The organism is Alkalilimnicola sp. S0819 (genome assembly GCF_009295635.1).
In the GTDB taxonomy this organism is placed as follows: Bacteria; Pseudomonadota; Gammaproteobacteria; order Nitrococcales; family WHIW01; genus S0819.
This window is the reverse complement of sequence record NZ_WHIW01000001.1, coordinates 284,937-308,781: the sequence shown is the minus strand read 5'-3', so window position 1 is coordinate 308,781 and position 23,845 is coordinate 284,937. Positions and strand designations below refer to the sequence as shown.

Below are 23,845 nucleotides of genomic sequence, written 5' to 3'. Positions count from 1 at the left end.
TGCTTGAAGCCGCGTCGGCCCCGGAATGCGGCGAGCCTATCACCGGGTGCCCCATGCCGCAACGCGGCGAGGGGGACCTTTCACGCAATTCAACGAGTTGCGAACCGAAACCAGCGAGTTTGCCGGGTTTCCCCCGCCTCGTTGAAAGCCCGCTCGGCAAATAATCTTTGCCCCCGGGCGTCGTCCATCACCACGGTGGACGCACGGGTGCCGTAACGGGGGCTTCGGATGAAAAGCGTGGCCAGCAACCGCTCCCATTCCGCGGAGAGGCCGGTATCCGGCAGCTCGGCCGGCTCCGGTTGCCGAGTGTCGGCGAGCAGTGCGAAAAGGCCCTCGGGATCACCCCGGCGCGGCCCGTCCAGCCACGCCCGCAGCAGTGCCTTGCCCCGTGTGACTTTCGGCCAGGGGGTTTCCAGCACATGGTTGCTCAGGCCGTACAGCCCCGGCGGCAGCCGCCGCACCTCGCCTTCCCGGTCACTGTAATACCACAGCGCCGAGGCTTCCCCATAGACCAGGTTGAAGCTGTTGTATTCCCCACCCCGGGCGGCGAGCTCCCGACGCCCATCGGCGCCGTCGAAGCGCCCCTGCAGGGCCAGGGTCACCAGCTCGCCGCGGGAGCCGGCGCCCTCCCGATGGGAGGGCGGGTCCCGATAGTTAGTGACCACGGCGATGCGCCCACCGCGGGTGCTGCCCATCCAGCTGCCCCCCGCCTGCTGGTCTTGCCCGGCCAGTATCCGGGGCTCCCGCCACCAATGGGCCGGCGCCGTGGGGCGGGCGTGGAACTCATCACGGTTGGCCGCGATCACCAGCGGCAGGTCGGGCTCCAGGCCGTGGGCGAAAAGCAGCAGGCACATCAGTCCTGACCGATGACCCGCCAGGCTTGCACGCGGCCACCCGCATCCAGCACATACAGCCGCTCGCCGTCACTGAGGGGCGCCACGCGCACGGCCTCCCCCTGCTTCACTCGCGCCTGCAGCTCGCCCTGATCCCGGCTCAGCCAGTTCAGGTACCCCTGATCATCGCCCAGCACCAGATAGCCGCCGTGCAGGGCCGGCGCGCCCAGACGCACGCCGCGCAACTTATCGTTGCGCCAGATGCTGGCGCCACTGAAACGGTCCAGGGCCCAGACCCACTGGTCGCTGTCGCTCAGGTAAAGTCGCTCATTGTCCGCCGCCAGTCCGGTGTGGGCGGACATCTCGCGGGCCCAGCGCAGACTGCCGTCACGCAGGTCAGCGGCCACCAGCCGGCCCTGATAGGCCACCGCATAAGCGGTATCGCCCAGGGCCACGGGAGTGGCGTCCACGTCCACCATGCGCTCCACTTCGGAGCGCCCTTGGGGCACGGCCACATCGGTTTCCCAGGCCACCTGGCCGCGAGGAGCCGCCAGCGCCACCAGTTCACCGCTATCCAGCCCCAGTAGTACGCCACCAGGCACGGTCAACGGGTCGGCATTGCCCCGCAGCGTCAAGCTGGGGAGACTGCGCTGAAACAACCAGACCGGCGCGCCGTCGGCGGCATCCAGCCCATGCACCCGGCCATCCACCGTGCGCACGATCACCTGGCCATCCAACACCGCCGGCACAGTGAGAATCTCGCCGCTCAGCCGACGCTCCCAAAGCCGCTCCCCGTCCGCCGCGGACAGGGCGAACACGCGCCCGTCCCGGGAACCGACAAATACCTTGCCAGCCCCCACGCCGGGACCTCCGCCCAGGGAAGCATCCAGCTCCGTGCGCCACAGGGTCTTGCCGCTGTCAGCGGCCAGCGCGCTGACGCGCCCGGCGGCACCGGCAGCGTACAGCCGGCCATCGTACAACGCCAAGCGCAGGCCGTTCGCCGCCGAGCCGGCACCGCCGCCGACGCCGGTCTCCCACAACCGGTCCAGGCGCAGATCCGAGTTCACACTGCGCGGGCTGGGCGGCTCGGGCACTTCCTCCCGCGGCCCACCGCCGGAGGAGGCACAGCCAGCCAGCGCGCCGACCATCATCAACGCCGCCAGCACCCGCCTCACGATAGAGACTCCCCGGCCCCCAGATCCCGCAGCTTGAGCTCCAGCAACTGGCGCCGCTGACCACTCAGACCGTCGTTCTCCAGGGCGGCGCGATAACTGGCCGCGGCCTGCTCGCGCTCACCCCGGGCGGCATGCGCATCACCGCGCAGCTCGCCGGCCAGCGCGCTGTAGGCACCCTGGTCGATTCGCTCCAGCACGGCGAGCGCCGCGGCAGGGTCCGCGCGGGCGAGCAGCACGTTCGCCAAGCGCAGGCTCGCCAGCTCGCGGAAATGTTCACCGTCGGCCTGTTCGCTGGCCCAGCGCAGCCGCGCTTCGGCCTGCTCCAGCGCGCCTTGTTCCACATGGTGAGAGGCCATCCACAGAGCGGCCAGCGCCGCATAGGGGCTGTCGGCATGCTTCTCGATGAGCCGTTCACCGCGACCAAGCCCGCCGTCCGGCGCATCGCCCCGCAACTGCTCCAGGAATGCCAGATACTCATTGGAGGCGTCCAGTGCCTGCTGATCCTGGTAGGCGCCCCACTGCTGCCAGCCGAGCAGGCCGACGATGGCGATCACCGCGCCGGCGATGATGGAACGGCCGTTCTCGCTCCACCAGCGCTTGAGCGCCTCCACCTGCTCCATGTCCGAACTGTAATCCGCCACTGCTCTCTCTCCTCGATGAAACCCGCGCTCAATCCAGTCGCGCGCGGATGAATTCGGCCAAATCTTCCCGTGCCACGGCTTCCTGGGCAGCGTCTCCCCGCAGGTCCTTGACGCCTACCCGGCCGGCGGCCAGCTCCTCTTCGCCCAGCACCAGCACCAGGCGGGCGCCGCTGCGATCGGCGCGCTTGAACTGGCTCTTGAAACTGCCACCACCGGCATTGACCAGCAAGCACGCCGCAGGCAGCTGATCGCGAAGACTCTCCACCAAGGCATGAGCCTGGGCCTCCACCCCCGCCGGCACGACCACGTAGGCCTGGGGGGCCGGCGCGCGCTTCTGCCTGCCGCTTTCCTCCAGCAGGGTCACGATGCGCTCCACACCCATGGCAAAGCCCACCGCCGGTGTCGCTCGACCGCCTATCTGCTCCACCAGGCCGTCATATCGGCCGCCGGCGAGCACCGTACCCTGGGCACCCAGCCGGTCGGTGACCCACTCGAACACGGTGCGACCGTAGTAATCCAGCCCGCGCACCAGACGCGGGTTGATGCGGTAGTTCAGGCCGGCGGCGTCGAGAATGGCGCGCAGCTCGGCGAAATGCCGCTCGGATTCCTCATCCAGCTGGTCCAGCAGCCGCGGGGCGGCCTCGATGATCTCCTGCAGAGCCGGGTTCTTGCTGTCGAGCACCCGCAAGGGGTTGCTGTGCAGGCGGCGGCGACTGTCGTCGTCAAGCCGCGCCTCGTGCTGGGCCAGATACGCCACCAGCTGCTCGCGGTAGGCGGCGCGGGCCTCGCTGCTGCCGAGACTGTTGATCTGCAGCTCCACATCCTCCAGGCCCATGCTGGCAAGCAGGCGCCCGGTCATGAGGATCATCTCCGCATCCACGTCCGGCCCGGCGAGGCCGAACACCTCGGCGCCGATCTGGTGGAACTGACGAAAGCGCCCCTTCTGCGGGCGCTCGTGACGGAACATCGCGCCGCTGTACCACAGTCGCGGCTGGGCGTTGTGGAACAGGCCGTGCTGGATACCCGCGCGCACGCAGCCCGCGGTACCCTCGGGGCGCAGGGTCAGGCTGTCGCCGTTGCGATCGGCGAAGGTGTACATCTCTTTCTCGACGATGTCGGTGACCTCGCCGATGGAGCGGCTGAAAAGCTCCGTGCGCTCCAGCGCCGGCAACCTGATCTCGGCATAGCCGTAGGCCTCGAGCCAGCGCCGAGCGGTCTCTTCCACGTGCCGCCAGGTGGGCAGGTGCTCGGGCAATATGTCGGCAAAGCCCCTGATGCTTTGGATCCCCTTGGCCAAGGTGCCTCCGCTTGTATTGATTTTGGGTGCGACCGGGCGCTCAGCGCTGCGCGGGCAGGCTCAGGCGCGCTACGCGGCCGCGGGTGTGAGGTGCGAGGTCCACCGGCTGGCCGCGGAACTCCAGTTCCACGGCACTGGCGTCACCAATGGTCAGTCGATACGGATACGGCCCGTCGAAACGAAACAGCTCCGGGCCCCGCACAGTGCCGTAGAGCACCCGCTCGCCGTTGCCATCGCGCACGTCCATCCAGGCGTCGCCACGCACCCGGATCACGAGCATGTCGACGGCCGGCTCGGGCGCCATCCCGGGCTCCGCTTCGCTGGCGCGCTCAGGCTCTGCTACAGCTTCCGGCTCCGCGGCCGTTTCAGGGGGCGTGGTTTCGGTGGTGTCGGTCCGCGCCGCGGCAGCTGCCTGATGCCCGGCGACGGCGGCCTGCGGTGGCGGAGACACCGTGGGCTCTTCGGGCGTCGATTCCGGTGTACTTTGCACCCCACCGTTCCCGGTCGCTGGCGCGATCGGCTCGGCCCGTTCGGTGTCGCGCTCGGCACTCGAGCCATCGCGCGTGGCGAGGGTGCGAGCGGCGACATCGTCCTCATCGTGGAGGGGTGCCACGGCGGCGGGCTCCCCCGCGATTGGCGCGTCCGCCTGCCCGGGCAGACGCTGTTCGCCACGCCACCAGAACAGGGCCGCCACGACCAGTACGGCCAGCAGCAACATCGCCGGCAACAATCGGCTGCCCGCGCCGCGGGCGCCATCCCGGGGCAACTCCGGCTGTCGCCCCGCGGCTTCCAGACCCTGCTGGGTGAAGGCGGCCATGATCCGCTCTTCCGGCTCGTCCACCAGTTTGGCGTAGGCGCGCAGGTAACCCTTCACGAAGATCAGCGGCGGCAGACGCTCGTAGCGGTCCTGTTCGAGATAATCCACAACCTGCGCGCGCAGGTTCAGATGCTCGGCAACGGCCTGCAGGCTCAGTCGCTTGCGTTCCCGCGCCTCGCGCAGCAGATGACCCGGTTTGGCGGCGGGATGCTCCCGGCCCGACTCCGGGCCTCCCTGGGGCTGCTCATCGGTCATTGGTTTCGCTCTCAAGCAGCTTCTTGGTCTCCAGCGAATCCGGGTAACGCGAGCGCAGCAGCAGCGCGTAGCTGGCCAGCGCGTCCCGATCACCCAGTACGCGTTCTATACGTATGCCCAGCCACAGACTCTGTGCGTTCTGTTCACTCACCGCCAGATAGCGCTGGTAATAGCCACGCGCGGACAGCGCGTCGCCCTGCTCCAGGCGAAGTTCCGCCATGGGCAACAGCGCGCGCCCCAGCCGCGGGTTGTGTTCCAGCGATCGGCGCAGCATTTCCGCGGCCCGGACCTTGTCGCCTTCGCGCAGCAGGCAAAGGCCGGCATTGGCCAGCGGGATCTCGACACGCTCGTAGAGCGGATCGGCGGCGGCCCGCTGGAACTGTCCCAGCGCCTGCTCCGTGTCGCCCTCGGCGCAGAGGAACTGCCCGTAATTATTGCGCAGCCCCGGATCATCCGGCGTCAGGCGCAGAGCGCGCTGGAAATGCCCCCGCGCCTTGTCGGACTCGCCCAGGCGCTGGTAGAGCACGGCCACCGTGGTGTGGGCCGGGGCGTAGTCCGGGTCCTGGTAGAGGGCGCGGCGCAGCTTGACCATGGCCTGTTCCAGCTCACCGCGCTGCATGTAGGCCACGCCCAGGCGGGTGTTGATCTCGGCGGCCCGACCCCTGTCGGTGGTGGGCGCCTCGTCCGGCGGCTTGGTGGGGGTGCTGGAACACGCCGCCAGCAACAGGACCGCCACGAGCAGAGACCACAGGCGCGCGGCGGGTTTCATTGGGTAGCCTCCGCGGCCTGCTCCCGGCGCAGACGCCGACGGGTGCGATCTTCCACCCTGCCCACCAGCTGGCCGCAGGCGCCGTCGATGTCCTGCCCGCGGGTCTTGCGGGTGGTGGTGGTCAGCCCGGCCTTGAGCAGTATGGTGGCGAAGCTGCGTATGCGCTCCGGCGAGGAGCAGCGGTAATCGGTGCCCGGGAACGGGTTGAAGGGGATCAGGTTGACCTTGGAGGGAATCCCCTTGAGCAGCACGGCCAGCTGCCGGGCATGCTCGTCGTGATCGTTCACGCCGTCCAGCATCACGTATTCCCAAGTGATGCTGCGATGGGGCTTGTCCTGGATGTAGTGCTTGCAGGCCGCCAGCAGATCCTTGATCGGGTGCTTGCGGTTGATTGGGACCAGTTCGTCGCGCAGCGCATCGTTGGGCGCGTGCAGCGACACCGCCAGGGCGATATCGGAGATCTCCGCCATGCGATAGAGCTGCGGCACCAGGCCCGAGGTGCTCAGCGTCACCCGGCGCTTGGACAGGCCGTAGGCGTCGTCGTCCACCATGGCGCGGCTGGCCATCAGCACCGGGGCGAAATTGGACAGCGGTTCGCCCATGCCCATGAAAACCACATTGGTGATGGGCCGCTCCAGACCCGACGCCTGCAGTTCGCGCACCGCGAACCACAGCTGCCCCAGGATCTCGGCGCTGGTGAGGTTGCGGTTGAAACCTTGCTGGGCGGTGGAGCAAAAGGTGCATTCCAGCGCGCAACCGACCTGGGAAGACACGCACAGGGTGCCGCGGCCGGTTTCGGGGATGTACACCGTCTCGATGGCGTTGCTGCCGTCCATGCGCAGCAGCCACTTGCGGGTGCCGTCCGCGGATCGCTGGTCGAAGACCGGCTCCGGGATGCGCACCTCCGCGGTGGCTTCCAGCTTGGTGCGCAGGGCCTTGCTGAGATCGGTCATCTGCGCGAAGTCGGTAACCCCGCGCTGGTGAATCCATTTCAGCAATTGAGAGGCACGAAAGGGTTTTTCGCCCATTTCGGCGAAAAACCCTTTCAACCCCTCCCGGTCCAGGCCCAGGAGGTTGGTCCTGGCCTCGCGCGGCTCCTTAACGGGAGTAGATCTCATCGGCTTTGAAGAAGTATTCAATTTCCTGCTTGGCCGTTTCCGGCGCGTCGGAGCCGTGGGCGGCGTTGGCGTCGATGGAATCGGCGAAATCGTGACGAATGGTGCCGGCCGCCGCTTCCTTGGGGTTGGTCGCGCCCATGATCTCGCGGTTCTTGCGAATGGCGTCCTCGCCTTCCAGCACCTGGATCATCACCGGACCGGAGGTCATGAAAGAAACCAGATCCTTGAAGAAGGGGCGGTCCTTGTGCACGGCATAGAAGCCTTCGGCGTCGGCCTGGCTCAGGTGCTTCATGCGGGAGGCGACGATCTTCAGCCCGGCCTTCTCGAAACGGTTGTAGATCTCACCGATCACGTTCTTGGCGACTGCATCGGGCTTGAGGATGGAAAGAGTACGTTCGACTGCCATTCGGCCACTCCCTGAGAATTCGTTGGATTACGGCGTTCGTCGCCCGCGAGCCGAAGCCCGCGGGCGCGATGGGCGCCAAGTGTACAGCCCGCCCCCGACAGCGGCAATTTTCGAATGCCGCCGTTCAGATGGCGAAACTTTCGCCGCAGCCGCAATGGTCCTTCGCATTGGGGTTCTTGAAGGTAAAGCGGGCATTGAGCCCCTCGGTGACGTAATCCAGCTCCATCCCCTCCAGGAAGGGCAGGCTCTTGGGCGCGACCACCAGTTTCACGCCTTGGGTCTCGAACACCCGGTCGCTCTCGTCGGGCTCCCCGGCAACCCCCACGGTATAGGCGAAGCCGGAGCAGCCGCTGGTCTTCACGCCCAGGCGCAGGCCGTCGCCGCCGTGCTTGCCCAGATAATGGCGGATGTGCTCGGCGGCACGATCGCTCACGGTAATCGGGTTCATCACCGTCCTCCATCAGTTGGTTGATATTCACCAGTGTACGCGGCCGTTGGCGGCTCTCCAAAGCACGCCAATGCCGCCCGCAGGGCATCTTCCACCACCAGGGCGGCACTCAGGCGCTCGGCGGGCAGCGCCAGTGCCTCGGCGATCTCCAGGCCGCGCAGCCCGCGGACCTCATCCAGGCCGCGCCCGGGCAGCCACTGGCTGAGCCAGGCGGCCGCGGCCAGGGTGGCCGGGCAACCGAAGGCGAGAAAGCCCGCGTCGACAATCCGCTCAGCGTCCACCGTCAGGCCGATGACCACCCGGCGGCCTTCGGCTACGCGCCCGGCCTCGCCGCTGCAAGCGCCAGCGGGCAGCCCGGCACCGGGCAATTCCCGGTAATGGCGCAAAACCACCTCAGACCAGGCCATGATCCCGGTCTCCCGCATAGAGCGCCCGCAGCGAGGCGCCGGCCTGAAAATCCCGCCACAGGGGCGAACATGCGCGCAGGCGGTGAACCGCCCGGCTGACTATTTCGACCGCGGCATCCACGTCCCGTTCCGTGCTCCCCCGCCCCAGGCTGAAGCGCAGGCTCGCGTGGGCCAAGGCATCCGGCACCCCCATGGCCCGCAGCACCGGCGAGGGCTTGCCGCTCACGGCGCTGCAGGCGGAACCGGCGGACACGGCCAATTGCGCGCCGATGTCCTCGGCCAGGGCTTCGCCGTGCACGCAGCCGAAGGCGAGGTTGAGGATATGCGGCGCGCCCTGCTCCGGGCCGTTGAGCTGCACCGCGCCCAGGGCCAGCAAGCCCTCGCGCAGCCGCGTCTTCAGGGCATATAGCCGGGCGGCCTCTTCCGGCAGGCGGGCGGCGGCCAGTGCGCAGGCCTCGCCCATGCCGACGATCTGGTGGGTGGCCAGGGTGCCGCTGCGCAGCCCCTGCTCCTGGCCGCCGCCATGGACCAGCGGCGCCAGGCGCAGCAGCGGCCGCGCCCGGCGGTAGAGCACGCCCACGCCCTTGGGCCCGTAGAGCTTGTGGGCGGACAGACTCAGCAGATCCACGCCCCAATCCGTCACGTCGATGGGCAGGCGCCCCGCGGCCTGCACCGCATCCACATGCATCAGCGCACCCGCCGCGTGGGCCAGCGCCGTCATGGCGGCGACGTCCTGCACCGCGCCGGTTTCGTTGTTGACGTGCATCAGCGAGACCAGCGCCGTGTCGTCGCGCAGCGCGGCCGCGACGGCTTCGGGGGCGATCACCCCGCCAGCGTCCGGGAACAGGCGGGTGACCTTCACCCCTTCCCGTTCCAATTGGGCGCAGGCGGCCAGCACCGACGGGTGCTCGGTGGCGCCGGTCACCACCTGCCCGCCTCGCCCCCGGGCGCGGGCAAGGCGCAAGGCGCCCAGCAGCGCGAGGTTATTGGCTTCGGTGGCACCGGAGGTCCACACCAGCCCCTCGGGCTCGGCATTGATCAATGCCGCCACCTGGGCGCGGGCCCGGGCCACCGCCTGAGCGGCCACCTGCCCCGGCCCATGCGCGGAGGAGGGGTTCGCGAAGGCGCCCTCCTCGCCCAGGAACGCGCTCATGCGGGCGATCACCGCCGGGTCGCAGGGGGTGGTGGCCGCATAATCCAGGTAAATTGGCGCCATGGTTCAGCGGCCCCCGCCCACCTCGTCGGCGGCATCGTCGGAGAGCTTGCAATCTTCGATATCGGGTACTGGCCGGTCGGCCACCTCGCCGCCCAATCCGCGCACGGCCGTGCGGATTTCTTCCAGACGCTGGTCGGTGACGTGCACATGATCCAGCAACGCGTTCAACGCCCGGGCCACCGGGTCGGGCATGTCCGCCGTGGTGCCGTAGGCATCGAAACCGATCTTGCGGGCCACGGCCTCGCGCCGACGGGCATCGCTGTCGGCCGCGGCATGGCGCACGCCGGCCACCCGCGCCGGGATGCCCACCATGGTGGCGCCCTCGGGGACGTCCTTGAGCACCACCGCATTGGAGCCGATGCGCGCGCCGGTGCCCACCTGCAGCGGCCCGAGAATCTTGGCCCCGGCCCCCACCACCACGTCATTGGCCAGCGTGGGGTGGCGCTTGCCCGCCTCCCAGCTGGTGCCCCCCAGGGTGACGCCGTGGTACAGCGTGCAGTCGTCGCCGATCTCGGCGGTCTCGCCGATCACCACCCCCATGCCGTGGTCGATGAAAAACCGCCGACCGATGCGCGCGCCCGGGTGGATCTCGACGCCGGTGAGCCAACGGGCGAACAGGGACAAGAAACGCGCCAGCCAACGCAACCCCCGGCGCCACAGCCAGTGATTGCACCGGTGCATGAGCAGGGCGTGGAAGCCCGGATAGCTGGTGAACACTTCAAAAGCGTTGCGGGCGGCGGGGTCGCGCTCGCGCACGCACTGGATATCTTCTCTGAGCCGCTGAAACATCGTCGATTCCCGGATATGAAGCGAGGGAAGTGCTGTGGAGAACTGGAGCCTGCGCCGAAGACGAGCGGCGCACGACCCCTAGATACAGGAGCAACAGGCGGGAGTGATCGCGGTGTAGGCAGGCATGGCTTCATGATAACGACTTGCCCCGGCCATTGGTACACCCGCCCCGTCGCCGCCGTTCAATCGCGCCCCCGCTTGTGGCGCTCCATGGCGCTCAGCATGCCGCGCAGAATGTTCAGCTCCTCGGAGCTTGGCCGGGCGCGGTTGAACAGATGCCGCAGCCGGCGCATCAGCACCTCGGGGCTGAAACGGCGCAGATAACCGGTGTCCTCCAGCAACTGCTCCAGATGCCGATAGAAGCCTTCCAGATGCTCGGCGCCCGCCACCTCGGGCAGGGCCTCCGGCGTCGGCGCCTCGCCGGTCATCGCCGCCATGCGCAGCTCGTAGCACATCACCTGCACCGCCGCCGCCAGGTTCATCACCGGGTAATCCGGATTGGCGGGGATGTGCACCACGTAGTGGCAACGATCCAGCTCCGCATTGCTCAACCCCGAATGCTCCCGCCCGAACAACAGCGCCACCGGGTGGCGCGTCGCCTCGCGCATCAGCCGCTCAGCACAGGGACGAGCTTCCAGGGACGGTGCCCCCAGGCGACGGCTGCGGGCGGTGAGCCCCACCACCAGACCGGCCCCGGCCAGGGCCTGGTCCAGCTCTTCGTGTACGCCGGCGGCCTCCAGTACATCCGCGGCATGGGCCGCGTTGGCGGTGGCCTCGGGGGCCGGGAAGCGCTCCGGCGCCACCAGTTGCAGATCCTGCACGCCCATGGTCTTCATGGCGCGGGCGGCGGAGCCGATGTTGCCGGGATGCGTGGTGCCGATCAGCACGATGCGCACAGCGTCGAGTAGCTTCATGTCCGAATGGGGCCCTGGTCGTTTGAGGGGCCTACTTTTACTGGTATCCTTTGCGCCCGTCCACCGACTGCCGAACCGGAACCCAGCTTATGCACCCCATGGTCAACATGGCCGTACGCGCCGCCCGCGCGGCCGGCAACATCATCGTCCGCCACATGGATCGTCTGGACGCGGTGAGCATTGAATCCAAGGGGCGCAACGATTTCGTCAGCGATGTGGATCGCCTGGCCGAGCAGGAGATCATCCAGATCCTGCGCAAGGCCTATCCCCACCACGCCATCCTCGGCGAGGAATCCGGCGCCCACGGCCAGGCCGATGACGAGTACCTGTGGGTGATCGACCCGCTGGACGGCACCACCAACTACCTCCATGGCGTGCCGCATTTTGCCGTCTCCATCGCACTCAGGCATCAGGGCAGACTGGAAGCGGGCGTGATCTACGACCCGCTGCGCCAGGAGCTGTTCACCGCGGCCCGCGGCCAGGGTGCCCAGCTGGACGGTCGGCGCATTCGCGTGAGCGATCGCCGGGGGCTGGACGGCGCGCTGCTGGGCACCGGCTTCCCCTTCAAGGCCCAACAGCACATGGATGCGTACCTGGACATGTTCCGGGCGCTGAGCCGCCATGCCAGCGATCTGCGCCGCGCCGGCGCCGCCTCGCTGGACCTGGCCTACGTGGCCTGCGGTCGGCTGGACGGCTTCTGGGAAATCGGCCTGCAGCCCTGGGACATCGCCGCCGGCGCGCTGCTGATCCAGGAGGCCGGCGGCATCGTCGGCGACCTCCAGGGCGGCCCCAGCTTCCTCGACAGCGGTCATGTGGTGGCAGGCAACCGCAAGGTGTTCAGCGGCATGGTCCGCGAGATCCGCCCCCATTGCACCCCGGCCCTGCTGGGCCAGAGCGCCTGATACTCGAAGACAGGGCGCATTCCAGGCCCAAGCCGTTGGACTCCGCCCGCGCTTGTTTCTAAGCTAGCCGCTACGGGAGACGCTGTCTCCGCGATAACTAGAATCAGGCCGCGAGGCTCACGCCTCGCCGACCGGGGAGTCCATCCGTGTCCTTCGAGCAAACCCTGCACCTTTGGAGTGAATCCACGCCTGTGTCGGCGCTGATCTGGCTGGGCATACTGCTCATCCTGCTGTATCTGGGGCGTGCCAGCGCGCACCGGCTGCTGCAGGCGCTGGGGCTGGGCCTGCGCCAGCCGCTGCGGCGCCTGGCCCGCGGCCTGCGGCTGTGGCGCGGGCGACTGCGCGAGCGTAATGCCGATGTCATCCTGCGCCTGGCGGTGGACAACCAGGAGCGGCTGCTGGAGCGGGAATTCAGCCGGGTGCGCACCCTGGTGGAGCGGGACCTGGCCGCTTATCCGTCCCTGCAGCGGCAGTTGCACGAACAGATCAACCGGGTGGACGCCGATTACCGCCATTCGGTGGAAGAGCCCCCCACCCCGCCCGCCTGGCTGGAGGCGGTGGACGCCATTGCGCGCATTCCCGCCCACGGCGACCCCATGGTGGGCAAGATCCTGGGCGATATACACCACACCCTGGAGCGCGCCTGCCATGAGGCGATCAGCGAATACCGCGCCGCCAGCCGAAAGCGCCACCTGTGGCTCAAGCGTATGCTCCCCTACTGGCGGCGTCTGAACCAAACACTGAAGACCCTGGAACAGGGTGTGGGCGGCCTGGATGCCCGGGCGCGCAGCATCGACGAGTACATGGGCGAGTACCAGCAGCTACGCGCCATGGACGCCGCCGACGCCCGCAACTTTGCCCCGTCCAATCTCAAGCAGTTCCTGCTCGGCGCCGGTGCGCTGGGAATACTCGGGCTGGCGGCCTGGTTCGCCCAGGGACTGCTGCAGGCGCCCCTGCGCGGCCTGTTCGCCCCGAACATGCCCCAGGGCGGCAGCCTGGGCGCCTGGATTCTGTTGCTGGTGCAGTTCGCCCTGGGCCTGTTCCTGTGGGAATGCCTGCGCGCCACCCGCATGCTGCCCTTCGTCGGCCGCTTCGATGATCGGCTGCGACACATCCTGGCGCGGCTGTGTGCGCTGGGCCTGGTGTTGCTGCCCTGCGCGGCCGCCCTGGTGTTGTTGGGCGGGAACCGACCCAACCCCGGCGAGCCGCTGCTGCTGTGGCTGCTGATTCTGCCCCTGGCGCTGACGGCCATCCCGCTGGAGAGCGCGCTGCAGTCCGGGCGCGTGCTGGGGGGGTTGTTGCTGGAAGCCCTGCTGGCGGCACTGGCCTGGATCGCCCTGACCCTGGGCGACGTTCTGGTACACCTGAGCCGTCTGCTGATGCGTGTCTATGACCTGCTGATCTTCCTGCCTCTGGGCGTGGAACGAACGCTGCACCAGCGTGGCGCAGGCAGGCGGGCGCCGCCGCCGGACAGCGCCGCGGAGAGCGCCCGGGCGCACGGTGGCGAAAGGCCCTGAGGAGAAGTCGTTCGAGACGACCGATGGCAACTGAACATCCTGGCAAGCCTCTCGGCAAGCCAGCCGGGAAAGGGATACCCGGATGCCGCTTCGCGGTATCGCGATGACGAGTCAGTAGCCGGTGGGCAGGACGGTGATCAGAAGGTAACCCCGCCCCGGCCATACGCCCACCCCGGCCGCAGACCAGCGCGGATCGAGCAGGATGGCGCGACTCTCCGCGCCATCCAGCCAGGCTTCAGGAAACACGGTCGCCGCCGGCACTCCCCATTCCAGCCGCCCACGCAGGCGCGGCGCCAGCCTGAGCCTGGAGGCGAAGGGTGCTGGAGGCATTTCCACCCGGCCCGTTCGGCGCGAGGCGCGCGCCCAGCTATCCCGCCTGGCCTGTCCCGCAAGCCGGGTACTGGCCTGCAGCGCCGCCACCCCATGGACCTGACGCACGGCGTTGATTTCGGCCAGCAGCGCGCGCTCCAAACGCCCCGCGGCTGGAGACGCCGGCGGCGGCCGTTCGACCAATGGCGCCACCCCCGCACCGTGCTCGCCGGCCGCCTTCGGCACACCGGACAGCAGCCCCCACAGTGCGAAGGCCAGCAGCAGCGCGCATACCAAGGGCCCCACCACGAACAAGCGCATATGGCCCATCCCTGTGCCATCCACGATCGCGAGAACATCGCGCTCTGCCCCCTACATTGCGACGGCGCGCGGCAGGCGCAAGACACCGGACCAGGCGCTCAATCGTTTAGCCGGCGCCAGACCAGGGCATGGTTGTTGGCCGGCAGCGCATGATCGGCCACTTTCTCCAGCCCGTTGCGCCCGGCCAGCGCGTTGAGCGCCTCGTAATCCCGGATCCCCATGGCCGGATCTCGACGGCGCAACTGCGCGTCGAAAGCCGCATTGCTCTCGCTGGTAGGCCGCCCTCCGTAATGGAAGGGCCCGTAGAGCACGAACAGTCCGCCTGGCGCCAGATACCGTCCCACCCCCTGGAACAGGCGCTCCACGCTGGCCCAGCCCATGATGTGCACGGTATTGGCGGAAAAGACGTAATCACAGGCCTGCACGGGCCAGGGCTGGTCCACATCCAGCACCAGCGGCGGGCGCAGATTTCGACAATCCGCCTCGGCGCACCAGGCACGTATACCGGGAAGGTTCTCCTCCCGGTCGCTGGGCTGCCAGACCAGATGGGGCAAGGCCGGCGCGAACCAGGCGGCATGCTGGCCCGTGCCACTGCCGATCTCCAGCACCCAGCCCGGTTTCAGGAAATGCTCGCGCAACACCTGCAGAATCGGCTCGCGGTTTCGGGCACAGGCCTCCGACCAGGGTTTCGTGTGCATGCCGGGACTCCTTTTCTCTTGTACGCCGGGGCAGCCGCCCGCATGGAAGTTCTCGGCTCATGATGAACGCTAAGGGAGGACTTATGAACAGTGATCAGCTACAGGGCAAATGGCGCCAGCTCAAGGGCGAGGCAATTCGCCAGTGGGGCAAGCTCAGCAGCGACGATGCGGACGTGGTCCAGGGCGACCGGGAGGCCTTGATCGGCAAGATTCAGGAGCGCTACGGCAAGAGCCGTGAGGAGGCGGAACGGGAAGTGAACGACTGGATTCATCGGATGTAAACGACGCCCCGGGCGCGCATGACGCGCCGCGGGGCCGGATTCCCAAGGCTCAGGGCGCCTCTTCTTCGTCTTCCGTCTCCACAGGCGGCAGCAGGTCCTGCTTGCTCACACCCATGGCAAGGGTGAGATTGCTGGCAACGAAGATGGACGAATAGGTGCCCACCACGATGCCCAGCAGCAGCGCCAGCGCGAAGGAGTGGATGATCTCGCCGCCCAGGTAGAACAGCGCCAGCACCACCAGCAAGGTGGTGAACGAGGTGGTCAGCGTACGGCTCAGCGTCTGATTGATGGAGGCGTTCATCACCTCCGCCGGGCTGCCCTTGCGCATGCGCAGGAAGTTCTCGCGAATGCGGTCGAACACCACGATGGTATCGTTGAGCGAGTAGCCGATCACCGCCAGGACCGCCGCCAGCACGGTCAGGTCGAACTCGATCTGCAGCGCCGAGAACACCCCCAGCGTGATGATCACATCGTGCACCAGCGCCACCACGGACCCCAGGGCGAAGCGCTTCTCGAAGCGCAGCGCCACGTAGATCAGGATACCGATGAGCGCATAGAGCATGGCCAGCCCGCCCTGCTCGGTGAGCTGGTCCCCGATCTGCGGCCCGACGAACTCCACCCGCTGGCGCTCCACCTGCGGGGCGGCATCGCGCAGCGCATCGAACACGTCCTCGCTGATGGCCTCGCGACTGACGGCATTGTCATCGTCACCGGTGCGGGGCGGCACCCGGATCAGCACATCTCGAGCGGTGCCGAAGTGCTGCACCACCGCCCGGTCGTAACCGCGCTCTTCCAGGGTCTGACGCACCGCCGGCAGTTCCACCGATTCGGGGTAGGACACCTCGATCAGGGTGCCGCCGGTGAAGTCGATGCCCAGGTTGACGCCACGGGTAAACAGGGAAGCCAGCGAGAGCAGAATCAGCAGCACGGACAGCACCAGCGCCACCCGCCGCTTGCCGCCGGCCATGAAATCGATATTGAGTTCGCGTTTCATCATGCTGCGCTCCCTCAGATGGGCAGTTTGGCCACGCGGCGGCCGCCGTAGAGGGCGTTGACCACCGCCCGGGTGCCCATGATGGCCGTCAGCATGGAGCTGAGTATGCCAATGGACAGAGTGACCGCGAAGCCCTTGATGGGGCCGGTGCCGAAGGTGAACAGAACGATCGCCGCGATCAGGGTAGTGATGTTGGCGTCGGCGATGGTGGAGAAGGCCTTGCCGTAGCCGCCCTGGATGGCGGATTGGGCGCTCACGCCGGCGCGCAACTCTTCACGGATGCGCTCGAAGATCAGCACATTGGCGTCCACCGCCATGCCCACCGTGAGCACGATGCCGGCAATGCCCGGCAGGGTCAGGGTGGCCTGCAGCATGGACAGCACGGCGATGATCAACACCAGATTGACGAACAGGGCGAGGTTCGCGATCAGGCCGAAGACCTTGTAGTACACCGCCATGAACACGACCACCAGCAGAAAGCCCACCACCACGGCGGTAAAGCCCTGATCGATGTTCTGCTGCCCGAGGCTGGGGCCGATGGTGCGCTCCTCGACGATCTCCATAGGCGCGGCCAGCGAACCCGCCCGCAGCAGCAGCGAGAGGTTCTGGGCCTCCCGGGCGCTGTCCAGGCCGGTGATCTGGAAGCGGCTGCCGAAGCTGTCCTGGATCTGGGCGACGTTGATCACCTCTTCCACCCGGGTGCGCCGCTTGACCAGCTCGCCATCCGCCGTGCGGACGGTTTCCACCCGCGGCTCGATGAACAGCACCGCCATGTAATCCTTGACGTTCTCGCTGGTGAAGCGCTGCATGATGGTGCCGCCGGCGGAATCCAGCCGCACACTGACCATGGGCCGACCGCGCTCCGGGTCGAATCCGGCGCTGGCGTCGGTAATCGATTCACCGGTGAGGATCACCTGGCGCTTCAAGACCACCTCGCCACCACCCCGTTGGGGCAGCACCTCGGAGCCGGGCGGCACACTGATGCCACCACCGCCGCGATAATCCAGATAATTCATGTCCACGGCGCGGAACTGCAGGGTGGCGGTGGCGCCGAGGATCTCCTTGGCCCGGGCGGTATCCTGCACGCCGGGCAACTGCACCACGATGTGGCGGGGGCCCTGGCGCTGGATCACCGGCTCGGCGACACCCAGTTCGTTGACGCGGTTGCGCAGGGTGGTAATGTTCTGCTGCACGGCGAACTGGGCGATCTCCAGCTGCCGCTCCTCGGGCAGGGTGGCAATCAGCCAGAACGCGCCGTCGCGCTCCTGCTGCTCGAATTGCAGGTCGCGATGCTCCTCGCGCAGCACGCTCAGCGCCCGGTTGCGCTCCGGCGCGCGGTCAAAACGGAGCACCAGGCCCTGCTCACGCAGGTTCACGCCCTGGTAGCGGACCCGCTCCTCGCGCATCAGATTGCGAAATTCGTTGACGTAGCGCTCGCTGGCCTGGCGCAGCGCGGCGTCCACGTCCACTTCCATCAGAAAGTGCACGCCACCCCGCAGATCCAGCCCCAGGTACATGGGACGGGCGTTCAGGTTGCGCAGCCACTCGGGCGTGTCCGGCGCCAGGTTCGGCGCCACCACGTATTCCCGGCCGAGAGCCGCGGCCACCTCGTCCACGGCCCGCAACTGGGCGGACTCGTCCCGCAGCCGCACCAGGTAACGCCCATCCAGAACCTCGTCGGCCTTGACGGCGATATTCCGCTCGCCCAGCAACTCCAGCACCTGTTGGCGGACCGCCTCGCCCGGGGCATCGCCATTGCCGTCGGCGATCTGCACGGCGGGATCCTCGCCATAGAGGTTGGGCAGTGCATACAGCAGGCCGACCACCAGGACGGCCAGCAACAGGATGTACTTCCACAGTGGATAGCGATTCATGACGCCGTGCCTTTGTCCCCGGCCTTACTTGGCCTTCTTGTCCTGCTGCTTGTAGGTGCCCTTGGGCATCACCGCCGCCACGGCGCCCTTCTGGAGCTTGACCTGCACACCCTCGGCCACTTCCACGGTGGCGAAGTCGTCGGCCACGTCGATCACCCGGCCCAGCAGGCCGCCGTTGGTCACCACCTCGTCACCCTTGGCCAGGGCCTCGACCATCTTCTTGTGCTCCTTGGCGCGCTTGGCCTGGGGCCGGATCAGCAGCACGTAGAAGATAGCGATCAGGGCGACGGGGAAGAGCAGCTGCATGAAGCCGCCACCGGCCGGGGCCGCACCGCCGGACTGGGCCAGGGCATCGGAAATGAAGAAGCTCATGGAAATCTCCTTGGATCAATTATCGAATTCTGAACACGAGAACCGCTGCGCGGCCGCCGATAAAGCGGTCCATTATGTCACAGGGTTGTCCTTGTGCGACCGCAAGTTCGGCGACCGCAACGCATAAAAGTCCGCCACATACTGCTCCAGCCGCCCCTCGGCGATAGCCTCGCGCAGCTCCCGCATCAGCGTCTGGTAGTAGTGCAGATTGTGTATGGTGGCCAGCCGCGCCCCCAGTATCTCGTTGCATTTTTCCAAGTGCCGCAGATAAGCCCGACTGTAGTTCTGACACGCGTAACAGTCGCATCGTTCATCGATGGGACCGGTGTCCTTCGCATGACGGCTGTTGCGGATGCGCAGCACACCCTCGTGGGTGTACAGGAAGCCGTTGCGGGCATTGCGGGTGGGGATCACGCAATCGAACATGTCCACCCCCCGGCGCACCGCCTCGACGATGTCCTCCGGACGCCCCACGCCCATCAGATAGCGCGGCTTGTCCGCGGGCATGCGCGGCGCGAGCCCGTCCAGCACCCGGTTGCGCTCGTCTTCCGGCTCGCCCACCGACAGCCCGCCGATGGCGTAGCCGTCGTAGCCGATCTCGGTGAGCCCGGCCAGGGAGCGCTGGCGCAGCTCCGCGTACATGCCGCCCTGGACGATGCCGAACAGCGCGGCGGGGTTGTCGCCGTGGGCCTGCTTGCTGCGCGCCGCCCAGCGAAGTGACAGCTCCATGGACTCCCGCGCCTGCCGCTCGTCGGCCGGGTACGGAGTGCACTCGTCGAAGATCATGACGATGTCCGACCCCAGCGCCCGCTGCACCGCCATGGATTCCTCCGGCCCCAGGAAGACCTTGGAGCCGTCCACCGGGGAGCGGAAGCTCACGCCCTCCTCGGTGATCTTGCGCAGCTCCCCCAGGCTGAACACCTGAAAGCCGCCGGAGTCGGTGAGGATCGGCCCCTGCCAATGGGTGAAATCGTGCAGATCACCGTGGGCCCGGATGATCTCGGTGCCCGGGCGCAGCATCAGGTGGAAGGTGTTGCCCAGGATGATCTCGGCGCCGGAGCCGCGCAGCTCCTCCGGGGTCATGGCCTTCACCGTGCCGTAGGTGCCCACCGGCATGAAGGCCGGGGTCTCCACCGTGCCCCGGTCGAAATGCAGGCGGCCGCGACGGGCACCGGCGTTCTCGGCCAGTAGTTCAAAGCGCATGGTCGCCCTCCTCGGCCCGGGGCCAGATGAACATGGCATCGCCGTAACTGAAGAAGCGGTAGCGCTCGGCCACCGCGTGGCGATAGGCATTCAGGGTGTGTTCGTGGCCGGCGAAGGCGCTGACCAGCATGATCAGGGTGGATTCGGGCAGGTGAAAGTTGGTGATCAGCGCATCCACCACCCGGTAGCGGTAGCCGGGATAGATGAAGATCTCGGTATCCCCCTGGAAGGGCGCCAGCTCGCCGTCGGCGGCGGCACTTTCCAGCGCCCGCACCACGGTGGTCCCCACGGCCACCACCCGTCCGCCCCGGGCCCGGGTGCGCGCCACCGCCGCCACCAGATCCTCGGAGACCTCCAGGTATTCCCGGTGCATAGGGTGCTCGTCCAGGCGGTCGACCCGCACCGGCTGGAAGGTGCCCGCCCCCACGTGCAGGGTGGCGAAAGCCTGCTCCACGCCCCGCTCGCGCAGCCGGGCGAGCAGCGCCTCGTCGAAATGCAGGCCCGCCGTGGGCGCGGCCACCGCACCGGGGCGGCGGGCGTACACAGTCTGGTAGCGCTCCCGGTCCGCGTCCTCGTCGGGGCGGCGAATGTAAGGGGGCAGGGGCATGTGGCCGTAGCGCTCCAGCAGCGTGAGCAGGGGCGTCTCGGCCTGGAAACGCAGCACGAAGCAATCGGCCTCGCGGCCTTCCACGACGGCTTGCAGCTCATCCTCCAGCCGCAGCTCGGTGCCGGGTTTGGGGGACTTGCTGGCACGCAGATGCACCAGCGCCCGGTGCTCCTCCAGCAACCGCTCCACCAGCACTTCCACCTTGCCGCCGCTGGCCTTGTGGCCATGGAGCCGCGCGGGGATCACCCGGGTGTCGTTGAGCACCAGCAGATCGCCCGGTTCCAGAAGCTGTTCGATATCGGCGAAACGCCGGTCGGCAAGGCTGCCGTCACGCCCGTTCAGGCACAGCAGACGGCTGCCACTGCGCTGCGCCAGCGGGTGCTCGGCGATCAGTTCCGGGGGGAGCTCGAAGTGGAAATCGGCGCGTTGCATGTCGCGGCGGATACTAGCAGGATGCGTTCCCGCGCGCGATAGCCGCACGATTCAGCCCTTCCAAGGCGGCGGGGAGCTGCCGTATACTCTGCCGCCTGCGCATCCGGCCGGGATGGCGGAATTGGTAGACGCGCCGGACTCAAAATCCGGTTCTGGCGACAGAGTGTGGGTTCAAGTCCCACTCCCGGCACCATCTCCCCGTACGTTCAACGCACGTGGGCCACGTCCTGGCCCAGCATCTCCGCGGTGACCAGCACGACCCCCTTGGGGGTAACGTAGTAGCGGCGCCGATCGGCTTCCCCGTCCTCACCGATCACGGTCCCGGCCGGCAGACGGCAGCCTTCGTCGATCACGCAACGGCGCACCCGGCAGCCCTCCGCCAGCACCACATCCGGCAGGATCACCGCGTCCTCCACCAAGCTGCCCGGGCGCACCACCACCTGGGAGAAGAGCAGGGAGTTGCGTACCGTGGCCCCGGCGATGATGTCACCCCCGGAGACCATGCTGTTCACCGCCATGCCCCGCCGCCCGTCCTCGTCATAGATGAACTTCGCCGGCGGCAACTGCGCCTGATAAGTCCAGATGGGCCATTGCTCGTCGTAGATGTCCAGCTCCGGGCTCTCCCGGATCAATTCCTGGTTGGCCTCGTAGAAGGCATCCACCGTGCCCACGTCGCGCCAGTAGGGCTGGGCACCGGTATCGGAGTCGCTGAAGGGCCAGGCCATGACCCGGTCATGGGCGATGGCCGCGGGGATCAAATCCTTGCCGAAATCCCGGGCGGAATCGATGTCCTGGGCGTCCTGGCGCAGGCGCTCGAACAAGTACTCGCGGTTGAAGACGTAGATGCCCATGGACACCAGGGCCCGATCCGGCTTGCCCGGCATGGGTTCGGGCTCGGCGGGCTTTTCGGTGAAACGCCGTACCCGCCCCTGCTCATCGGCGCTCATCACACCGAAGGCCCTAGCGCGTTCCCGGGGCATTTCCACGCAGCCCACGGTCATGTCCGCGCCGCTTTCCACATGCCGGGCGATCAGCGCGCCGTAGTCCATCTTGTAGACGTGATCGCCGGCCAGCACCAGCACGTAGCTGGGATTATGGGCCTTGATGATGTCGATGTTCTGATAAACCGCGTCGGCGGTCCCGGCGAACCACAGCGGCTTGTCCAGGCGCTGCTGAGCGGGAATGATCTCCACGAACTCACCGAACTCGCCGCGCAGAAAGCCCCAGCCCCGCTGGACATGCTGGATCAGCGAGTGGGCCTTGTACTGGGTGACCACGCCGATGCGGCGTATGCCGGAATTGATGCAGTTGGACAGCGGGAAGTCGATCAGCCGGAACTTGCCGCCGAAGGGCACGGCGGGCTTGGTGCGCCATTCAGTGAGGCTGACCAGCCGACCGCCCCGCCCCCCGGCGAGTATCAGCGCCAGCGTGTCACGGGTGAGGCGGCTGACGAAACGGGGGTTGCGCTCGAGGAACATATTCCGGGCTCTCCGACTGGTGCCTGGGACCGCCTAGAATACTGCCAGCCGCGGGGGCTGCCAAACCATGCGTGTGCCGTTACCATCAAGGCAAAGAATCCCTACATACGGAACCCGTCCATGAGCATCTTCTCCTGCCGATCCCTGGCCGCAATCGCTCTTGCCCTCACCGGCGCCGGCGCCCATGCCGCCACGGTGATGGAACTGAAACTGCCCGGCCAGAGTGCCGCCACCATGTCGGTGGCGGGCCAGCAAGCGCGTCTGGACATGGAAACCGGGCGCTATCTGCTGATTGACGCGGCACGAGGCCGCTACTACGCGGTGGACGAAAACGCGCAGATCATCCTGGACATGGCCTGGGTGCCGGAACAGGCGCCGGACCTGCCCCGCGAGACCCGCCGGCGCCAGACGGTACAACCCGAACTGCGCGAGATGGGGCCAGGCCCGGAGATCGCCGGCTATCCCACCCGCCACTACCGACTGCTCGCCAACGGCCGTCACTGCCAGGACAGCTACTTCTCCGCCGAGGCCATGGCCGAGGGTGATCTCGTCGCATTCCAGCTGGGTTTTCACCAGCTCAGCACGCGCCAGCGGGCCGGCTACGAGAGCCTGGGCGTGGAATTCGAACCCTGCGAACTCGCCGACCAGCTCACCGGCGAACAACAGGCGCGGCTGGGCCTGAAGATGCGCACCGAAGGCCCCCAAGGGCGGCTACGCCAGGAAATCACAGCGCTACAGCTGAACCAGAACCTACCCGAGGGGCACTTCCAGGTGCCGCGGGGCTACACCATGAGCAATCCCGCCGAGCAGGCTCGGGCCCAGCGGACCCAGCCGGGGGTGAACCTGGACGAGCTGGACGGTGGTCGGCAGCAGCGTCTGGAGGACGCCCGACGCCAGGGGCGCGAGATGCTGCGCCGCTAGGCGGACACCCGGCCCAAAAGACGCAGATCAAACCCCTTGGGCCTCTGACCGGCTGGTGGCCAGCAAAGTCCAAGGGGCTTGATCCGTGCCTCCCTAGCGATATCGCTTGGCGAGCAGTGCCGGGTCCGCCCCCAAGGCGTAGGCCAGGCGCAGGCGCCACATCAGGAAGATGGTGCGCAGCGCCCCGCGCTCATCCCAGCGCCGCCCCGAGGTGACCAAAGGGCCGCGCAGGCACAGTGGCGGGCTTTCCGCCCGCAGCCGACGGCTGAGCGCCACGTCCTCCATCAGGGGCTGATCGGGAAAACCGCCTAGCCGCTCGAACAGCGCACGCCCAATGAAGATCCCCTGATCCCCGGTGGCGATGCCGGTAAGGCGCGAGCGCCGGTTCATCAACCACCCCACCATCGGCAGCCAGGGCGAACGCCCCTCGATCCGCACATCGAAGCGCCCCCAGAGCCCGGGCGAAGCGCGCAAGGCCTGAATCTGCGCGCTGGCCGCCGCACTCGCCCGGGTGTCGGCGTGCACGAACCACAGCAGTTCCCCCCTCGCCGCCGCCGCGCCGGCATTCATCTGGCGTGCGCGCCCCCGCGGCGCCGCCAGCCAACGGTCCACAGCCGGCTCGTTCGCCGCGCGGGAGCCGTCCTCGCTGCCGCCGTCGGCGACGATCAGCTCATGGCCCGCCGCCCGCAGCGGAGCGAGGGCGGCCAGGGTCGCCGGCAGCGCCGCTGCCTCATCGAGCACGGGAATCACCACCGAGATTCGCACACCACCATCCGCCTGTAAGCTGCTTGGCCCATAGCTTAGCGCCCGGCGCGAGCACTTTGCACTGCTCGAAGCGGGTGATAAGATCT

Annotated in this window: 26 protein-coding genes and 1 tRNA gene; 5 read left to right on the top strand and 22 right to left on the bottom strand. The window is 67.9% G+C overall.

The genetic code is table 11. From position 1 onward, the window contains the following. Nucleotides 1-89 precede the first annotated feature (89 nt). The 13 genes from GBG68_RS01535 to GBG68_RS01475 all read right to left on the bottom strand — a co-directional run bounded on the left by GBG68_RS01535 (nt 90) and on the right by GBG68_RS01475 (nt 11,085). Nucleotides 90-854, bottom strand: coding sequence for an NRDE family protein (locus tag GBG68_RS01535; RefSeq protein ID WP_152144370.1), 765 nt, complete (start codon nt 852-854; stop codon nt 90-92). Continuing rightward, nucleotides 854-2,008, bottom strand: a complete 1,155-nt coding sequence (gene bamB, locus GBG68_RS01530) for an outer membrane protein assembly factor BamB (protein ID WP_152144368.1) — start codon at nt 2,006-2,008, stop codon at nt 854-856. The genes GBG68_RS01535 and bamB overlap by 1 nt, the downstream gene beginning before the upstream one ends. Then, a complete protein-coding gene (locus GBG68_RS01525) occupies nt 2,005-2,649 on the bottom strand; it encodes a YfgM family protein (protein WP_152144366.1) in 645 nt (214 codons plus the stop codon). Before GBG68_RS01525 ends, bamB begins: the two co-directional genes overlap by 4 nt. Before the next feature lie 28 nt (nt 2,650-2,677). Then, nucleotides 2,678-3,946 (bottom strand): histidine--tRNA ligase, encoded by a 1,269-nt coding sequence (hisS, locus tag GBG68_RS01520; RefSeq protein WP_152144364.1) that lies wholly within the window; start codon nt 3,944-3,946, stop codon nt 2,678-2,680. A gap of 40 nt (nt 3,947-3,986) precedes the next feature. Beyond that, nucleotides 3,987-5,018 carry a RodZ domain-containing protein gene (locus tag GBG68_RS01515; RefSeq protein WP_152144362.1) on the bottom strand — a complete coding sequence of 344 codons (1,032 nt, stop codon included), beginning with the start codon at nt 5,016-5,018 and terminating at the stop codon, nt 3,987-3,989. Further along, nucleotides 5,008-5,787, bottom strand: coding sequence for a type IV pilus biogenesis/stability protein PilW (gene pilW / locus GBG68_RS01510; protein ID WP_152144360.1), 780 nt, complete (start codon nt 5,785-5,787; stop codon nt 5,008-5,010). Before pilW ends, GBG68_RS01515 begins: the two co-directional genes overlap by 11 nt. Beyond that, nucleotides 5,784-6,905 carry a 23S rRNA (adenine(2503)-C(2))-methyltransferase RlmN gene (gene rlmN / locus GBG68_RS01505; protein WP_152144357.1) on the bottom strand — a complete coding sequence of 374 codons (1,122 nt, stop codon included), beginning with the start codon at nt 6,903-6,905 and terminating at the stop codon, nt 5,784-5,786. The genes pilW and rlmN overlap by 4 nt, the downstream gene beginning before the upstream one ends. Beyond that, the gene (gene ndk, locus GBG68_RS01500; RefSeq protein WP_152144355.1) at nt 6,886-7,311 is read right to left on the bottom strand and encodes a nucleoside-diphosphate kinase; all 426 of its coding nucleotides are present in this window, start codon (nt 7,309-7,311) and stop codon (nt 6,886-6,888) included. Before ndk ends, rlmN begins: the two co-directional genes overlap by 20 nt. A gap of 124 nt (nt 7,312-7,435) precedes the next feature. Beyond that, on the bottom strand, nt 7,436-7,759 hold the full coding sequence (locus GBG68_RS01495; protein WP_152144354.1) for a HesB/IscA family protein: 324 nt from the start codon (nt 7,757-7,759) through the stop codon (nt 7,436-7,438). Continuing rightward, entirely contained in the window at nt 7,759-8,166 is a 408-nt protein-coding gene (locus tag GBG68_RS01490; protein ID WP_193222168.1) for an iron-sulfur cluster assembly scaffold protein, read from the bottom strand. Before GBG68_RS01490 ends, GBG68_RS01495 begins: the two co-directional genes overlap by 1 nt. Beyond that, nucleotides 8,153-9,382: a cysteine desulfurase family protein gene (locus tag GBG68_RS01485; RefSeq protein ID WP_152144349.1), complete on the bottom strand. Its 1,230-nt coding sequence runs from the start codon at nt 9,380-9,382 to the stop codon at nt 8,153-8,155. The genes GBG68_RS01490 and GBG68_RS01485 overlap by 14 nt, the downstream gene beginning before the upstream one ends. Nucleotides 9,383-9,385: 3 nt before the next feature. Further along, complete coding sequence (gene cysE, locus GBG68_RS14595) at nt 9,386-10,171, bottom strand: serine O-acetyltransferase (protein WP_152144347.1); 786 nt, start codon at nt 10,169-10,171, stop codon at nt 9,386-9,388. 182 nt (nt 10,172-10,353) lie between these two features. Next, the gene (locus tag GBG68_RS01475) at nt 10,354-11,085 is read right to left on the bottom strand and encodes an RNA methyltransferase (protein ID WP_152144345.1); all 732 of its coding nucleotides are present in this window, start codon (nt 11,083-11,085) and stop codon (nt 10,354-10,356) included. Nucleotides 11,086-11,174: 89 nt separating this feature from the next. Here GBG68_RS01475 and suhB point away from each other — a divergent pair, with 89 nt between their 5' ends. Together suhB and GBG68_RS01465 are read left to right on the top strand one after the other, a co-directional pair. Beyond that, nucleotides 11,175-11,987, top strand: a complete 813-nt coding sequence (suhB, locus tag GBG68_RS01470) for an inositol-1-monophosphatase (RefSeq protein WP_152144343.1) — start codon at nt 11,175-11,177, stop codon at nt 11,985-11,987. Between the two features lie 146 nt (nt 11,988-12,133). Continuing rightward, nucleotides 12,134-13,504: a hypothetical protein gene (locus GBG68_RS01465; protein ID WP_152144341.1), complete on the top strand. Its 1,371-nt coding sequence runs from the start codon at nt 12,134-12,136 to the stop codon at nt 13,502-13,504. A 111-nt stretch (nt 13,505-13,615) separates the two neighbouring features. On the opposite strand, the gene GBG68_RS01460 is transcribed toward GBG68_RS01465, so the two are convergent. Next, a complete protein-coding gene (locus GBG68_RS01460; protein ID WP_152144339.1) occupies nt 13,616-14,134 on the bottom strand; it encodes a CAP domain-containing protein in 519 nt (172 codons plus the stop codon). A gap of 98 nt (nt 14,135-14,232) precedes the next feature. Next, entirely contained in the window at nt 14,233-14,832 is a 600-nt protein-coding gene (locus GBG68_RS01455; RefSeq protein WP_152144337.1) for a DUF938 domain-containing protein, read from the bottom strand. Nucleotides 14,833-14,915: 83 nt separating this feature from the next. On the opposite strand from GBG68_RS01455, the gene GBG68_RS01450 reads away from it, so the two are divergent. Further along, a complete protein-coding gene (locus tag GBG68_RS01450) occupies nt 14,916-15,113 on the top strand; it encodes a CsbD family protein (protein ID WP_152144335.1) in 198 nt (65 codons plus the stop codon). A 49-nt stretch (nt 15,114-15,162) separates the two neighbouring features. Here GBG68_RS01450 and secF read toward each other — a convergent pair whose 3' ends face one another. From secF to queA, 5 genes are all read right to left on the bottom strand, one after another. Further along, on the bottom strand, nt 15,163-16,110 hold the full coding sequence (gene secF, locus GBG68_RS01445) for a protein translocase subunit SecF (RefSeq protein ID WP_152144333.1): 948 nt from the start codon (nt 16,108-16,110) through the stop codon (nt 15,163-15,165). An 11-nt stretch (nt 16,111-16,121) separates the two neighbouring features. Continuing rightward, nucleotides 16,122-17,981 carry a protein translocase subunit SecD gene (gene secD / locus GBG68_RS01440; protein ID WP_152144331.1) on the bottom strand — a complete coding sequence of 620 codons (1,860 nt, stop codon included), beginning with the start codon at nt 17,979-17,981 and terminating at the stop codon, nt 16,122-16,124. A gap of 24 nt (nt 17,982-18,005) precedes the next feature. Beyond that, complete coding sequence (gene yajC / locus GBG68_RS01435; protein WP_152144328.1) at nt 18,006-18,353, bottom strand: preprotein translocase subunit YajC; 348 nt, start codon at nt 18,351-18,353, stop codon at nt 18,006-18,008. Between the two features lie 72 nt (nt 18,354-18,425). After that, nucleotides 18,426-19,556, bottom strand: a complete 1,131-nt coding sequence (tgt, locus tag GBG68_RS01430; protein WP_152144326.1) for a tRNA guanosine(34) transglycosylase Tgt — start codon at nt 19,554-19,556, stop codon at nt 18,426-18,428. Further along, nucleotides 19,546-20,595, bottom strand: coding sequence for a tRNA preQ1(34) S-adenosylmethionine ribosyltransferase-isomerase QueA (gene queA, locus GBG68_RS01425; RefSeq protein ID WP_152144324.1), 1,050 nt, complete (start codon nt 20,593-20,595; stop codon nt 19,546-19,548). Before queA ends, tgt begins: the two co-directional genes overlap by 11 nt. 106 nt (nt 20,596-20,701) lie before the next feature. On the opposite strand from queA, the gene GBG68_RS01420 reads away from it, so the two are divergent. Beyond that, a tRNA-Leu gene (locus tag GBG68_RS01420) sits at nt 20,702-20,788 on the top strand. A 13-nt stretch (nt 20,789-20,801) separates the two neighbouring features. On the opposite strand, the gene glgC is transcribed toward GBG68_RS01420, so the two are convergent. Continuing rightward, nucleotides 20,802-22,073 carry a glucose-1-phosphate adenylyltransferase gene (gene glgC, locus GBG68_RS01415; protein ID WP_152144322.1) on the bottom strand — a complete coding sequence of 424 codons (1,272 nt, stop codon included), beginning with the start codon at nt 22,071-22,073 and terminating at the stop codon, nt 20,802-20,804. Between the two features lie 120 nt (nt 22,074-22,193). Between glgC and GBG68_RS01410 the strand changes: the two genes are divergently transcribed. Next, nucleotides 22,194-22,994: a hypothetical protein gene (locus tag GBG68_RS01410; protein ID WP_152144320.1), complete on the top strand. Its 801-nt coding sequence runs from the start codon at nt 22,194-22,196 to the stop codon at nt 22,992-22,994. A 93-nt stretch (nt 22,995-23,087) separates the two neighbouring features. Here the strand turns inward: GBG68_RS01410 and GBG68_RS01405 are convergent, their stop codons facing one another. Next, nucleotides 23,088-23,759, bottom strand: a complete 672-nt coding sequence (locus GBG68_RS01405; RefSeq protein WP_152144318.1) for a TIGR04283 family arsenosugar biosynthesis glycosyltransferase — start codon at nt 23,757-23,759, stop codon at nt 23,088-23,090. Nucleotides 23,760-23,845 lie beyond the last annotated feature (86 nt).